This is a genomic window from Micromonospora sp. NPDC047793 (assembly GCF_040642635.1).
Lineage (GTDB): Bacteria > Actinomycetota > Actinomycetes > Mycobacteriales > Micromonosporaceae > Micromonospora.
Map to the genome: position 1 here is coordinate 228,926 of NZ_JBEYSG010000009.1, position 13,590 is coordinate 242,515.

At 71.7% G+C, this 13,590-nt stretch carries 13 protein-coding genes; 4 read left to right on the forward strand and 9 right to left on the reverse strand.

The features are described 5' to 3' along the window. Positions 1-65 precede the first annotated feature (65 nt). From ABZ738_RS20000 to ABZ738_RS20025, 6 genes are all read right to left on the reverse strand, one after another. Positions 66-803 (reverse strand): GntR family transcriptional regulator, encoded by a 738-nt coding sequence (locus ABZ738_RS20000; RefSeq protein WP_357215150.1) that lies wholly within the window; start codon positions 801-803, stop codon positions 66-68. Between the two features lie 400 nt (positions 804-1,203). Beyond that, complete coding sequence (locus ABZ738_RS20005) at positions 1,204-4,017, reverse strand: DUF5682 family protein (protein WP_357215153.1); 2,814 nt, start codon at positions 4,015-4,017, stop codon at positions 1,204-1,206. Beyond that, a complete protein-coding gene (locus tag ABZ738_RS20010; RefSeq protein ID WP_131053027.1) occupies positions 4,014-5,126 on the reverse strand; it encodes an AAA family ATPase in 1,113 nt (370 codons plus the stop codon). Before ABZ738_RS20010 ends, ABZ738_RS20005 begins: the two co-directional genes overlap by 4 nt. A gap of 14 nt (positions 5,127-5,140) precedes the next feature. After that, positions 5,141-6,544, reverse strand: a complete 1,404-nt coding sequence (locus tag ABZ738_RS20015) for a VWA domain-containing protein (RefSeq protein ID WP_357215156.1) — start codon at positions 6,542-6,544, stop codon at positions 5,141-5,143. Beyond that, positions 6,541-7,938: a hypothetical protein gene (locus ABZ738_RS20020; protein WP_176093696.1), complete on the reverse strand. Its 1,398-nt coding sequence runs from the start codon at positions 7,936-7,938 to the stop codon at positions 6,541-6,543. The genes ABZ738_RS20015 and ABZ738_RS20020 overlap by 4 nt, the downstream gene beginning before the upstream one ends. After that, positions 7,938-8,405 carry a hypothetical protein gene (locus tag ABZ738_RS20025; RefSeq protein WP_357215243.1) on the reverse strand — a complete coding sequence of 156 codons (468 nt, stop codon included), beginning with the start codon at positions 8,403-8,405 and terminating at the stop codon, positions 7,938-7,940. The genes ABZ738_RS20020 and ABZ738_RS20025 overlap by 1 nt, the downstream gene beginning before the upstream one ends. A gap of 485 nt (positions 8,406-8,890) precedes the next feature. On the opposite strand from ABZ738_RS20025, the gene ABZ738_RS20030 reads away from it, so the two are divergent. Then, a complete protein-coding gene (locus ABZ738_RS20030; RefSeq protein WP_131054997.1) occupies positions 8,891-9,082 on the forward strand; it encodes a hypothetical protein in 192 nt (63 codons plus the stop codon). Positions 9,083-9,125: 43 nt separating this feature from the next. Here the strand turns inward: ABZ738_RS20030 and ABZ738_RS20035 are convergent, their stop codons facing one another. Then, positions 9,126-9,581 (reverse strand): STAS domain-containing protein, encoded by a 456-nt coding sequence (locus ABZ738_RS20035; protein ID WP_131054996.1) that lies wholly within the window; start codon positions 9,579-9,581, stop codon positions 9,126-9,128. A gap of 230 nt (positions 9,582-9,811) precedes the next feature. After that, the gene (locus tag ABZ738_RS20040; protein WP_357215161.1) at positions 9,812-10,492 is read right to left on the reverse strand and encodes an HAD-IA family hydrolase; all 681 of its coding nucleotides are present in this window, start codon (positions 10,490-10,492) and stop codon (positions 9,812-9,814) included. A 151-nt stretch (positions 10,493-10,643) separates the two neighbouring features. Here ABZ738_RS20040 and ABZ738_RS20045 point away from each other — a divergent pair, with 151 nt between their 5' ends. Continuing rightward, the gene (locus ABZ738_RS20045) at positions 10,644-11,396 is read left to right on the forward strand and encodes an alpha/beta hydrolase (RefSeq protein WP_131054995.1); all 753 of its coding nucleotides are present in this window, start codon (positions 10,644-10,646) and stop codon (positions 11,394-11,396) included. Between the two features lie 419 nt (positions 11,397-11,815). Further along, on the forward strand, positions 11,816-12,226 hold the full coding sequence (locus ABZ738_RS20050) for a helix-turn-helix transcriptional regulator (RefSeq protein ID WP_131054994.1): 411 nt from the start codon (positions 11,816-11,818) through the stop codon (positions 12,224-12,226). Positions 12,227-12,236: 10 nt separating this feature from the next. Here ABZ738_RS20050 and ABZ738_RS20055 read toward each other — a convergent pair whose 3' ends face one another. Continuing rightward, positions 12,237-12,752, reverse strand: coding sequence for a phosphoesterase PA-phosphatase (locus tag ABZ738_RS20055; protein WP_236145902.1), 516 nt, complete (start codon positions 12,750-12,752; stop codon positions 12,237-12,239). 314 nt (positions 12,753-13,066) lie between these two features. Between ABZ738_RS20055 and ABZ738_RS20060 the strand changes: the two genes are divergently transcribed. Further along, entirely contained in the window at positions 13,067-13,579 is a 513-nt protein-coding gene (locus ABZ738_RS20060; RefSeq protein WP_161595014.1) for an ImmA/IrrE family metallo-endopeptidase, read from the forward strand. Positions 13,580-13,590 lie beyond the last annotated feature (11 nt).

Genomic DNA, 13,590 nt, shown 5'->3' on the forward strand with positions numbered 1-13,590 from the left:
CGGGGCATCGGCCTGGCGAGGTTGCGGCGCAGGGTCGATCAGGCGCCGGCGGCGCACGGGGTCGATCAGGCGCCTGGGGCAGCCTGCGGAAAGTAGAGACGGGGCTGGGCGGCCGCCCAGCGGCTGCGTTGGTCGGCCATCACGCCGCCGACCAGGTAGACGTGGTGGATCACCTGCTCGGAGATGGCCTCGGCGTCACCGTCACGCACGACGCCGAGCAGGACCCGGTGCGACTCCGCGATGTCCTGCACGCCCAACGTCGGGCCGACCATGTTGAGCCACAGACGGAAGAGCACATGCTGCTCGTCCCAGGCCTTCATGATCCGGGGAAGTCCGCACGGCGCGCAGAGGGCGCGGTGGAACCGGTAGTCCAGGTCGGCGATCCGGCGGGTGTCACCGGCCGCCGACGCCTCGTGCATCTGGGAGATCAGATCCTCGAGGTCGGAGACGTCGGACGGTCGCAGCCGCGGTGACGCCTGCTGGTAGGCCAGGGTCTCCAGCACGGTGCGGACCATGTGCAGTTCGTGGACGTCGTCCTCGGTCAACTGGACGACGCGGGTGGTGCGCGCGGACTCCTCGACGAGCAGGCCGTCCCGCTTGAGTAGCCAGATGGCCTCGCGCAGTGGCGCGCGGCTGACGCCGAGTTGCCGGGCCAGCGACTCCTCCACGATCCGGGTGCCCGGCGGCAGAGTGCCGTCCAGGATCGCCGCCCGCAGTACGTCGTAGGTCGACTCGCTGAGCACGACCTTCTGGGGCACGCGCAGCGCGGTGACGGACGATGCGGGTTCGGCCGAGTTGACCATGCGACAACCTTCCCGAAGGGGGCCCGGATTTGATGAAGCCCGGCGACTTATCGTCGACGGTGTACGGTAGACGGAAACGTAGCCGTAACATGAATGACCCGTCAAGAGGTCAGTTCGGCCGGGTCTGGACGCCCGAAAGCGCTGGTAGACGCTCTGTGAGCGAAGGGTCGACGCTGAGCAGCCCGGGGCATCGCGACGCCGCCGTAGCGCGGACGTGACAGCCGAATCCGGGATTGCGTCGATGGGCATCAACCGGGGGCACGGACGAGTGGCCTGCGGCCGAGCGGAGTGAGCCGGCGGCGACGCATACATACCGCGCGCCGCACGGGGTCGGGCGCCATGCATCCCGCAGACGCCGCTTGCGGCGCGTGGGGCGCAGATGCCCCACGCGCCGCCGGTGCTACCTGTCGGACAACAGTGACGCGACCGCCTCGGCGGTGCTCGGGTGCGCCTCCACCAGGACCGCCGCACCGCTGCGGGGAGCACACCAGTCGCCCCGTACACCGAGGAGGCCGGCGACCGCGTCCACCGGCTCCGGATGAGCGGCCAGCAGGGCGTGCACCGGCCCGGCCGCCCCACCGGAGGCGCGCGGCGCGACGGTGGGGACGGCGGGGGAGGTACGCAGCCAGGGCGGGACCCACGAGTCCAACTCGGAGAGTGTGCCCGGGAACGTGCGCCCCGCCTCGCGGACCAGCAACGGCACCGACTCGGCGCCGTGCTGCCGCAGGGTGGTGACCAGGTTGGGCAGCCAGGGCAGCAGGACCGGGTCGGGCAGTCGGGCGAACGCGGTGGACATCGTCTCCACCACGAACGGCGCGAGCCCCGGCACCGGTTCCAGCGCGTGCACGAACCCGGACAGATACTGCGGGAAGGCCGGCACCACCAGCGGGTTGGCCAGCAGCTCCTGGCACTGGGCCCGCAGCTCGGTCAGAGGCAGCAGACCGAGCTGGTGCCGGGCCGCCCAGAGCAGGGCCACCTTGGCCGGCGCCTCCGGATGGGACTGACCCACCGCGAGTTCGAGCTGGGACCGGTCGCAGCCGAGGGAGAGCGCCAGACTCTCCAGGCTGAACAGGAACCCGAGCATCGCCCCGACCTGCCGGACGCCGGTCTCCTCCTCGACGAACGCGGTCGGCAGCAACGTGCAGTAGTGGGCGTACCCGGTGGTCACGAACGCCGCGCACCAGGCCGGCAGCGTCGGCGCGGTGGCCTGGTGGTGGGCGAGCAGCCGGCGGATCCGGCGCAGCACGCGCGGCGCGTCGTCGACGGTGCGTTCGGCGGCGAGCAGCTCCACCGCCCGGGCACCCAGTTCGTCGACCAGCCGAGGGCTGTCCAGCAGCCGGATGGCGTCCTCGACGGCGGCGAGAGCACCGGCGGCGGTGGCGTCCGGGCCGTGTGCCGCCCGACGCAGGCGCTGTTCCAGCACCTGCTCGACGGTCACCCCCTCGTACCCGAGTTCGATCAACGCGCGTTGGTGACGGCCCAGCGCCAGATCCCAGCTCTCCTGGATGGACCGGTGGCCGAGCCGACGCTCACCCATGATCGGCCGGACCGCGTCCGGCGGCAGCACGTGCCGCAGCATCCAGAGCAGGTCCGAGCAGCCGGCCAGCTCCGGGTTGCCGTGCAGATCCAGCAACGCCCGCTGCATGGTCCGCTTCTCCAGGTCCAGACCGAGCGGCTGGAGCCGGTCCAGCACGTCGCGGGCCAACGGCGGCAGGGCGTCGTAGCCGACCTGCCCGATCCGGTCCCCGCCGAGCAGGATCTCGCAGAGCCGCCGCACGTCACGTCGACCCGGCACCACGTCCTTCTCGATGCAGCTCACCGCCGCGTCGGCGAAGTCGTACGGGGTGGGCCGGGCCCGGTTGCGCAACCCCGCCAACAGGATCGAGGTCTCGAACACCGCGATCGCGTCGGCGGTGCTGGCCAGGTAGCCGTTGCGCCGGGCCAGTCGGACGATGTCCACGCACCACCGGCGCAGCTCCGCCTCGTCGAGCCCGTCGAGGGCGGGTGGCGCGGCGAGGAACCCGGAGAGCCGGTCGCTGACCGCCTCGTCCGGTGCCGGATCCGGCGCGGCGCGTCCCCGCCGGCCCCGGGGCGTGCCACCCCGCTGACCGTCCAGCCGGTACGGCGTCAGGCGCGACCCGCTCACCGCCTTGGTCCAGCTCGCGGCCGCGATCGACACCGATCCGGGTGCGAGACCGAACTGGGCCTCGATCGCCGAGTGGCTGGACGGGATCAGGCCGTACCGCCACCGCGTCGCGGTACGCGGGGAGATGTCGAAGTCCGGGGCGGTGGAGTCCAGGCCGAACTGCGCGACGCGGCTGGCGGCGTGGAAGGCGCCGCAGACGTAGAGGCAGTCCTCGGGGTCGGCCCCGGAGGCGGCCAGGTGCTGCCGGATCCGGGTCCACATGTAGCGTTCCCGGTCCTCGTCGCGGTCGGTGCGGTCCGACCCGACGGGACGCAGCCGCCGGAACAGGCTGCCGATCAGCACCATCACCTGACGGTAGGTGTCGTGGTCGGCGACGGTGAGCGGCCGTTCGACGTACTGGTCCCACCACTCCGACCAGTGCCGCACCTTGCCGTGGTGCAGCAGGTGCGCCTCCAACTCGGCGAACCGGGGACGCAGGTCGCCGATCTCCACGCCCACCGCGTCGCCGTGCAGGGCCGCCTGCTCGCCCGCCTCGGCACCGCTCTCCGCGCCGGCCACCTCGCCCTGGGGCGGGGTCCCGCCCCGGGGCGACCACTGGAAGACGTGATCGGTGGAGCGGTCGACCAGCACCAACTCCACCCCGGGCGTCTCCAACGCGTACGCGATCGCCTGGTACTCGGCGGACGCCTCGGTGACCGGCGCGATCACGCTGAGCGGACCCCACGCGGCGGGGAAGCCGTCGAGTTCGGAGGCGAACGCCTGCACCGCCACCGGCAACCGACAGTTGCGCAGTTCCCCCAGCAACGGTCGGAGGTCCTCGCAGAGCTCCAGATAGATCACCCGAGGCTGCTTGCTCCGCAACCGGCGCACCATGGCCAGCGCCGAGGCCGGCGAATGGTGGCAGACCGGGAAGATCTCCAGCCGCTCGCCCAGGGCGCGGTCCACGTCGTCGACGATCCCGGCGAGGATGTCGGCCAGCGCGTCCGGACCGCCCGCGAAGGCGGCGGCCGCATCGGTGAGCTGGTCACGCAGGGCACCGAACGCGCCGACGGCGGCGGGGGCGCTCATGACAGGGCGGCGATCGCCTGACGGCCACCGTCGAGGAAGCCGCGCCATTCACCACCGTCCTGGGTGGCCCGGGGCTCCACCACCGCGTGCAGGTACTTGTTGAGGATGGCCAGGTCCTCCGGGCTGCGTCGGGCCAGCGACCCCATCAGCGACCCGGCCAGCGTCTCGGCGCGCAGCGTCCGGTCGCCGAAGAACTGGCTGTGCAGGATCGCGTCCTCCAGCACCCCGATCTGCTCGGCGGTGGAGAGCGCCGACTCCAACTTCTCGTCGTCGCTGGTCGCCGACGCGGCGGCGGCCCGCAGGTCGGCGAAGCTCTGCAGCAGGATGTCCAGCAGCGTCGGCGGCACGTCCAGCTCCACGTGGTGCCGGCGCAGCAGCTCCTCGGTGCGGAACCGGACGATCTCCGCCTCGCTGCGCTTGTTGGTGACCACCGGGATCCGGACGAAGTTGAAGCGTCGCTTCAACGCCGACGACAGGTCGTTGACGCCCCGGTCCCGGCTGTTGGCGGTCGCGATGATGGAGAATCCGGGCTGGGCGAAGACGATGTTGTCGTCGTTCAGCTCGGGGATGGAGACGTACTTCTCCGACAGGATGGAGATCAACGCGTCCTGTACGTCACTGGTGGAGCGGGTCAGCTCCTCGAAACGCCCCACCACGCCCTGCTCCATCGCGGTCATGATCGGCGACGGGATCATCGACTCGCGCGACTGTCCCTTGGCGATGACCATCGAGACGTTCCACGAGTACTTGATGTGGTCCTCGGTGGTGCCGGCGGTGCCCTGCACCACGAGCGTGGAGTTGCGGCAGATCGCCGCCGACAGCAGCTCGGCGAGCCAGCTCTTACCGGTGCCCGGGTCACCGATGAGCAGCAGGCCCCGGTCCGACGCCAGCGTCACGATGCTGCGTTCGACGAAGCTGCGGTCGCCGAACCACTTCTGCGGGATCTCCCGGTCCAGACCGTCGGCGCGTTCCGAACCGAGCACGAACAGCCGGACCATGCGCGGGCTCAACCGCCAGGAGTACGGCTTCGGACCGGTGTCCACCGACTCCAGGAAGTCGAGTTCGTCGGCGTACTTGACCTCGGCGGGGGCACGCAGCATCTCGGACATCAGGGGTGTCTCTCCTAGGTGAGGAAGCTCTTGAGCTCGAAGACGAGTTTGCGGATGTGGCCGGAGACGACCGGGGTGCCCAGGTCCTTGAGGCGCTGCCGGAACCAGGGGTTGACGCTCTGCTGGCCGGAGCTGCTGACCGAGCCGACCGGGATGAACCGCACCCCCGACCGGTGCACCGCCTCGATGCCGTCGAACAGGGGTTGGGACCGGCCGAACTCGTAGAAGTCCGAGATCCAGACCATCACCGTGTTCCTCGGCTCGACGATCTTCGGGCGGGCCATCGCCATCGCCAACGGCCCGTCGTTGCCACCGCCGAGGTTGGTGCGGAGCAGGACCTCGAACGGGTCGTGCACCCACGGGGTCAGGTCCAACGCCCGCGTGTCGTACGCGATCAGGTGCACGTCGACCTTGGGCAGCCCGGCGAAGATAGACGCCAGGATGGTGCAGTTGACCATGGAGTCGACCATCGACCCGGACTGGTCCACCACCACGATCAGCCGCGACGGCGTGGTCTTGCGCGCCGTCTGCCGGTAGTAGAGCCGGTCGACGTAGAGGCGCTCGTCCTCCGGACTCCAGTTCGTCAGGTTCTGCCAGATGGTGCGGTCCAGGTCGAGGTTGCGATAGACCCGCTTGGGCGGCACCGACCGGTCGATGCTGCCGACGCTGGTCTGCGCGACCTGGGTCCGCAACACCTCGGCGACCTCGTCGACGAAGCGGCGGATCAGCGCCTTGGCGTTGGCCAACGCGACGCCGGAGAGATTGGACTTGTCCCGCAGCAGCTGCTCGATCAGCGACATGCTGGGCGTGAGCTGGCGGGCCAGCGTCGGGTCCGCCAGCACCTCCCGCAGGCGCATCCGCCGGACCAGGTCACCCTCGATCCCGGCGAGGGTGGGGCCGAGCCCGGTGCCCTGCCGGCGCAGCTCGCCGGGCGCGCTGCCGAGCGCCTGCTCGAACCACCCGGCGTCCGCCTGCCAGCCGGCCAGTTGACTCGCGGTGACCGGCCCCGCACCGGTGGCGAAGACGTTGAGCAGCAACTTCGACACCAACGCGGCTCGCCGGACCTCGGCCTCACCGGGCTGATACGGCCCGCCGGTCGACCCGGCCTCCGCCTCGGTGCCGGCCTCCGCCTCGGGGTTGGCCTCAGCGTCGGTGCCGGCCTCAGCCTCGGGCTTGGGGCCGGTGTCTACGAGCAGGCCCCGCAGTTCGTCGGCCACCTCGGGGAAGCGTTGCACCACGGTGTCCACCGACACCGACGGGTCCAGCAGGGCGGCCGGCAGGCCGAGGTCCTCGACCACGGCCATGCTCGCCGACTCCAGGGTGGGCTGCTCGTCCGGGTCGAAGATCCGACCCAGCAGCCGCCAGTAGAGCACCTGCCGCCGGTTCGCGGCGGCCCGGTCGTCGGGGGAGTGGGTCATCGGCGCAGCAACCGTCCCGCGCGTTCGCGCAGCACGGCCACGGCGTCGCCCGCCCTGGCCTCGGCCTTGGCCACCTTCGGGTCGGTGACACCCTCGGCCCAGTCACCGTTGTGCGCCTCGACGGGCGCACGTTTGACGCTGGCCTGCACCGCCAGCGGCTGCACCCACCACCGCCCGTCGTCCCAGCGGGCCAGGCCGAGGCATGCGGTCGAGGCGGCCACGAGTGCGGCGGTGAGCGGACCGGCCGCCGGCAGCCGCTCGACGGCGACGCCGATCGACTCGCCGTCCCGGTCCAGGGTGAGCCCGTCGCCACCCTTGCGTACCCGGTAGCCCTCCAGCAGGACCGGCTCGGCGATCGCGGCCGGATGCCGGTCCAGCGGGGCGGTGGCCGCCGCCGTCGCGTCGGCGAGCAACAACCGGCCGGTGGCGAACGGGTCGGCCGGCTCGCCCGGCCGGGCCTGCGCCTCGCACCAGGTCAGGTCTGCGCCGCGCACCGGCAGGTCGGTGACGGTCGCCGACCGACGCTGCGCCACCGCCGCCAGCAGCACGGGGTACGCCGCCAGGAGCCGCCACACCGCCGGCCCGGTGATCGTCTCGACCTTCGCCGCCGCCACCGCCGTACGGACCAGTCGGGCCGGTCCGCCGTCGGAGGGTTCGAGCACGGCGTGCACCTGCACCTGCACCGCCGTGGCGTGCTCGTGCACGTCCACCCCGAGCGGGAGCAGACGCCCGGAGACCCGCTCGACGTCGTCCACCGGACCGGACCGGTCCTGCGCGAGCAGCACGGCGCGGCTCCACAGGTCACCCCAGCGTCGGGCCGGCACCTGCGGCATCGTGGCCACCGGCAGGCTCGCCCGCACCTCGGCGGCGAGCCCGTCGAGCAGCACTGCCATGCGGCGCAGCCGTGGCTCGGCCAGGGCGGCCTCGACCGGCGAGCCGACGGCGGAGAGCAACTCGTGGTCGACGCCGCGCCAACCGGCCACGGCCACCTCGTGCAGCCAGGCTGCGGCCGCGCCGCTCGCGGCAGTGGGCTCGACCGGTGCACCGGCCGGTGCCGCCCACGGGGCCCGGTCCCGCCCGACTGCGGTGTCGAACCGGTCGAGCAGTGCGTCGTGCGCCGCACCGAGCAGCGCTGACCGGGTGCCCGCCAGGACGGCGAGGTCGTCGGGGCCGAACCCGCCCGCCGTCACCCGGCCCACCGCGTCGGCCGCGCAGGCGCCCAACGGGGTGCCCGCCACCGCGTCGGCCAGTGCCGTCAACGCTGCCGTGGCCTCGTCCCCGACCCGTGCGAATCCGCTGACCAGTGCCGCGTCGAAGCCGGCCACCACCGTGTCGGCATCGGCCAGGCCCGCCGGAAGGTCCTGCTGCAGGTGTGCCAACTGGGTGCCGAGCATCAGCGAACCGCCCCGGTTGCCGGGAACCAGTGCAGCTCGGGCAGTGCGGTGCTGCTGTCCGGCAGTTCGAGGTAGGCCAGGTGGCGCAGGAACCGGCTGAACACCACGGCGGCCGGGGTGGGCTCGTGCCGGGTGTCCATCCGGGCCAGCAGGTCGGCCCCGCCGCGCACCTCGTCACCGGCGTCGACTCGCAGGTACCGGGCGACGCGCGCGACACCGTACTGCAGGACGGCCTCCTCGGCGAGGGCCTGGAGATGCTTGCAGGGCGCACCCCGCAGCCCGCCGCATGGCCGGTTGTTGTTGGTGCTGCAGTGGTAGGCGTGGGTGCCGGCGGTCACCGACGAGACGTAGACCCGCTCGATGTCCGAGCCGCTGGAGACGACTCCCTGCAATCGGCCGTCGGCCAGTTCGACGAAGGGCACCTTAGCCAGCTTGCGGGGGCGGGCCGGCGGCACCACCGCCACCACGCTCCGCCGCCGCCAGGCGGTCCCGTCCAGGTCCGTCACCGCAATCCTCCCGCCCGCTGCGGACTCGGCGTCCGCCGTGGTGATGCGTGCGCCGACCGGTCCCGGCGCCGCCGTGCTGACAAGATCATGGCCCACGGGTACGACATCCCGCCGCGCCGAGGTCGTCCCACCATCCGCCGACCACCAGGCCATCCTCCTAGGATGCTCTACGGGAAGTGTGCGCTCTCTCACCCGCACCCGGCAGGTGCGACGACGGGGAACCCGGCGTTAACCTCGCGGCCCGCGATCGCCGACGGTGGGCAGCCGGAGGCGTACCTGCGGAAGGCGTTGTTCACCACGTACGTCGCATGGTGGCGACGACGGTCGTGCGGACGGCGGAGATCCTCGGTTGTCCGGCCAGCACTGTCGAGGCGCAGGAGCACACGGCGTCACAGACGGTGCAGGCGGATCCGCATCTCGAACTCTTCGCGGTCTGGAGGTAGGGCGTGACGTACGACGACGACCACATCCGGATTCTGCTGACCCAGGCGGTGCCGGTCCTGCGGCCCCCGCAGGACCGACTCAACCTGGTGGAGCATCGCGTCCGCCGTCGCCGCCAGTGGATCGCCGCCGGTAGCGCGCTGGCGGTGCTGCTGGCGGCCGGACTGACCGTCGGCGGCATCGGGGCCGCCGGTTAGGCCGACCGCCACCGGCGTGGACGCTGTCTGCCGGGTTGACCTGTCAGCAGGATGCCGGTCGATCCGGCTGTCCCGCGTCCACGAGACGTCCCGGAACGACGGCGGCCGGCGGGCGGTGGGGGCCGGTCACCTCGCGCGTGATCGACGCGGTCTGTCCGGCGAGGTGGCCGGACGCCCGCAGGACGTGCTCCGCGCCGCTGAGCGCGATCACCCTCGCCGTGCCGCTGGTGGCGGTGACGGTGATCCGCTGCCCGCGTGCGGCGGCGGTCTCCCCGATCACGAGCAGCGCGGAGAGAGCGGCGCAGTCGAGGTATCTCAGCGGAGTCAGGTCGAGCACCAGATGGGTGATCCACTCGGGGGTCAGGAGTAGTCCGAGGTGGTGCTGGATGCGCGTGGCGGTGGCCAGATCGGCCTCACCGGACAGGGTCACGTGCCGGGTGCTCGGGCTGGCGTCATAGTGGTGGAATTGCAGGAGTTCCTGGTCAGTGACGACATTCATGCGAATGCTCGGTCCCTGCCCTGGCGAAGGGCACTGGCGCGGCCGGATGAGGTTGCCACCATCGATCCGGCGCCGGGGAGGACAGCGCTTCAGGTGCCGACCTCGACGTGGCGCGTAGGACGCCTTGCCTCGACCGTACCCGCCGCCGGCGACCGATGCCACGCCCGCCGGTGCCGCAGTGGCCGACCGGGGTCGGGATCGCCGTCCGGCGACCCCTGCTCCGCCGCAGGTCACCCGCTGGAGACCGGGGTGACCGGATCGAGCTGCCGGACCGCGTCGACGATGGCGGGGAAGGCGTCGACGAAAGCGTCGACGTACCGGGGGTCGAAGTCCGCGGGCGTCCGGATCCGGCTCTGCAGACAGCCGATGAAGTGCAGGCCAGCGCCGCCGGCAGCCAGCGCGTCTCCGGGAGAGTCCCCCACGTAGACGCACTGGGCCGGCGGCAGTCCCGCGGACGCCAGGAGTTCGTCGAAGGCGCGGGGGTCCGGCTTGCGGAAGCGCATGTTCCCGGCGTGGTAGACGCCGCTGATCCGGGTGGCCAGGACGTGGTCCGGTGCCAGCATGTGCCGGATCTCGGCCTCGGTCCGCGACGTCAACAGGAACACCTTCCGGCCGGAGAGCACGAACTCGTCCAGTGCCCGCAGGTTCTCCGGCGGGACCACGTCCAGACGACCGTCGGCGACGTGCCGCTCCAGCGCCCGCTGGTGCAACGCGGTGAACCGGGCCAGGTCGAGGCCGGGCGATCGGATGGGCATGGCGTCCAGCAGTGGTGCGCCCCACGTCGACAGGTGGACGTGCGGGGGGATCGGAGGTCGGCCCATCTCCGCCAGCACCTCGTTCTCCAACGCGAGCGCGGCGGCCTGGGTGAGACACAGGGTGTCGTCGACGTCCACGATCACGGCCCGGATCACTCGCCCAGCGTAGACTTCTTCCGAGTCCGTGCGAGAGACCGAGGAGGTGGCACCCGTGACGTTGTGGAAATGGGCGCTCCCCTCTGGGGCCACGGTCGGGCGATAGGTCGTCCGGGAGCGCCGTTCACGAGCACTCCCGAAAGGCACGACCATGCGATTCACTACCGCGCATCGGCTCGACGACGGCGTCCGCGAACGCGAATTCGTCCTCGGCGAGATTCCCGGCATTCTGTGGACGCCCGCGTCCGCATCCGCGCCGGTCCCGCTGATTCTGCTCGGCCACCCCCCGCTCGGACTGCGCACGATGTACCCCCGTCTGGTGGCGCGAGCCCGGCACGCCGTGGCAGAGGGCTTCGCGGCAGCCGCCATCGAGCTTCCCGGCAGCGGTGACCGGCCCCGTTGGGCCGCCGCCGAGCAGGCCCGTGTCGATCTGCGCCGGGCGTTGGAGGCCGGTGAGCCGGTCAGCGACGAGATCGTCGACGCCCTCGTCCTACCGCTCGTCGACAAGGCGGTCCCGGAGACGCAGGCCGCCATGGACGCGCTTCTGTCGCTGCCCGAGATCGGCGGCCCGGTCGGGTACTCAGGGGGATTGATCTCCGTTGGTATCCGGCTCGCGGTGGTCGAGCCCCGTATCGTGGCCGCCGGTTTCTTCGCCGGGAGTCTCGTGCCTCGCATCATGTTCGAGCAGGCACGCCAGGTCACCATTCCGCTTCACGTGCTGTTGCAGTGGGATGACGAGGGGAACGACCGGCAGGCGGCCCTGGACCTGTTCGACGCTTTCGGCTCGACCGAGAAGACGCTGCACGCCAACATGGGCGGACACACCGGTGTCCCGCAGTTCGCCGGGGAGGACGCGGCCCGGTTCTTCGCCCGGCACCTGCGCCCGGTATCCGCGAGCGCCTGACCGGACTCGGGGAAGCGCATCATGGCGCCGCCGGTCGGGTGATGTGTGATCCAGGTGGCCCGGGGCGTGCACCGCCCCGGGCCAGGCGCCAGGGGGGGGGCGGGCGTTCCGGACGCGGAGGGCAGACGAGCCCTGCGCCCGCTACCGGCCGCCCGAGATGCGGCAACGCACGCCGTGACAGCCTGCGTTTCCCCGTGCCGTGCCCACCACTGACGCTCGTCACCCGACACTGATACCGATTCGACATCTGCCGGTGGCCGTGGATGTCTTTGGGTATCGGGCAGTGTCCGCTACGGTGTCACTGCCACAATAGTTGTCGGGTGCAGCTCAGTAGAGCACAGCGCCGCGACGTTCAGCAACTATCGTGGTCGACCCCGGACGGGTCGCGACGGATGTCGCAGGTGGATCGGAAGGTGGTCATGGCCGACGTTGGTAGCGCCGACGGGCCGACCTCGTTCGCGGCCCGATTGCGGCACCTGTTCGAGACGCGACTCAAGCCCGGCACCGACAAGGCGTTCTCGCCGGACGAGGTGGCCAGGGCGACCGGTCTGTCCACCAGCTACGTCAACTACCTGCTCCGGGGAGAGCGTGACAATCCGTCGCGTTCGGCCATCCAGCAACTGGCCAACTTCTTCCGGGTGGAGCCGAACTTCTTCTTCGACCGGGTGACCGACGCCGAGTCCGTCAGCGACCCGGATCTGGAGACGATCACCGTGCTCGCCCGCCGGATGCCGCCCGGCGCGCCCCGGGCCAGTCTGCGGGCGATCGTCGAGCAGGTCGCCGCGCTGGAGGCACGGAGCAAGGCGCGCCGGGACCGCTTCGACCCGTAGCGCGCCCCGATCACCGCAGGGCGAGAAACGTCGGCGCCGCGACGAGCACCCCCACTGCGGTGCCGGCGATCACCTGGGCGACGGTGTGATCCCGCAGCCGTACGCGCGACCAGCCGACCAGCGCCACCAACGGGGCGGTGGCGAGGAGCACGGGACCGAACGCGACCACGAGCACCCCCGCCGACCCGGCGGCCACCGCGGCGTGGATGCTGAGCTTCCAGACGAGGTTCACCGCGGTCACCGCCACCCCGAGCAGGAACATCACCACGATGATCGCGGTGACCGGTCGGGGCGCGCCGAGACCGATCATCAGAGACAGTCCCACGAGTACGGAGAGCAGGCCGTACAAAAGAGGGGTCCGGCGCTGTTCGCGGACCCGGATGTGGTGGTCGGTCAGCCGCCCACGGCGGACGTCCCACCAGATCAACGCGTTGGGGATCGCCGAGCAGAACAGCGCGCCGACCAGCGCCCAGCCGAGGCCGTCGACGAGGGGCGACACACTCGTCACTCCGATGACGACGGGCATGGCCGCGGCCAACAGTGCCGGTGCGAACACCTCGGTCACCACGCGCGCGGACCGTAGCGCCGGTCGACCGGCCTCGACCTCCCTGGTGTCGTGCACGTCCCGCATTCTGCCCCGTCGGGCCGGGACATCGCGGCAGGGGCTCGCGCCGCGTGGGGATCCCGCGATCGACGCCGGTTGGTTATGCTGCCCCCTTGTGCCGCCACTATTGTGGCGCGGCGCGAGGCTCGACGGACCGGACGTCGGACCAGGACGAGGGCGGACGGCAGGCACGGGATCGTCTCGGTGGAGGCTCGCACGGGGGAGGCGCGGCGACGATGTGGCGGCAGAGACGGCAGATCCAGAAGCTGATCCGCCAACTCGTGGTCGACCTGCCGGCACCGCTGACGCTTCCCGCGACGATCTCCGCACTGGCCGCCGCCCGTCGCCGGGACATCCAGGTCCTCGCCATGACGATGGGCGAGCAGGCCGGTCCGTGTGGGCTGTGGGTGGCGACCACGGAGACGGATTACGTGCTCTACAGCCGCGACTCGTCCCCGGTCCTGCAGACCCAGACGATCCTGCACGAGTTGATGCACATCGCCCTGCGACACACCGGGAAGGTGGTGCTGCCGCCCACCACGCCGGAGCCGCCCGACGCGGCGGACGTGCAGGCACTGCTGGCCCGCTCGTCGTCGACGTTCCACGACCGCCAGGAACACGACGCCGAGCTGCTGGCCACCTACCTCGGCGCACAGATGGCCACCGCCGGCCAGGTGGGCGGCTTCGACGACCTCGCGGACGAGACGGCGGCGGTGATGTACCGCATCGCCGCCACGCTGACCGACTGAGCCGGGAGGTA

What these genes read in the sequence shown, in the direction of transcription:
- ABZ738_RS20000 (WP_357215150.1), bottom strand. Translation starts at nt 803, where the DNA reads ATGGTCAACTCGGCCGAACCCGCATCGTCCGTCACCGCGCTGCGCGTG.
- ABZ738_RS20005 (WP_357215153.1), bottom strand. Translation starts at nt 4,017, where the DNA reads ATGAGCGCCCCCGCCGCCGTCGGCGCGTTCGGTGCCCTGCGTGACCAG.
- ABZ738_RS20010 (WP_131053027.1), bottom strand. Translation starts at nt 5,126, where the DNA reads ATGTCCGAGATGCTGCGTGCCCCCGCCGAGGTCAAGTACGCCGACGAA.
- ABZ738_RS20015 (WP_357215156.1), bottom strand. Translation starts at nt 6,544, where the DNA reads ATGACCCACTCCCCCGACGACCGGGCCGCCGCGAACCGGCGGCAGGTG.
- ABZ738_RS20020 (WP_176093696.1), bottom strand. Translation starts at nt 7,938, where the DNA reads ATGCTCGGCACCCAGTTGGCACACCTGCAGCAGGACCTTCCGGCGGGC.
- ABZ738_RS20035 (WP_131054996.1), bottom strand. Translation starts at nt 9,581, where the DNA reads ATGAATGTCGTCACTGACCAGGAACTCCTGCAATTCCACCACTATGAC.
- ABZ738_RS20045 (WP_131054995.1), top strand. Translation starts at nt 10,644, where the DNA reads ATGCGATTCACTACCGCGCATCGGCTCGACGACGGCGTCCGCGAACGC.
- ABZ738_RS20050 (WP_131054994.1), top strand. Translation starts at nt 11,816, where the DNA reads ATGGCCGACGTTGGTAGCGCCGACGGGCCGACCTCGTTCGCGGCCCGA.
- ABZ738_RS20055 (WP_236145902.1), bottom strand. Translation starts at nt 12,752, where the DNA reads ATGCCCGTCGTCATCGGAGTGACGAGTGTGTCGCCCCTCGTCGACGGC.
- ABZ738_RS20060 (WP_161595014.1), top strand. Translation starts at nt 13,067, where the DNA reads ATGTGGCGGCAGAGACGGCAGATCCAGAAGCTGATCCGCCAACTCGTG.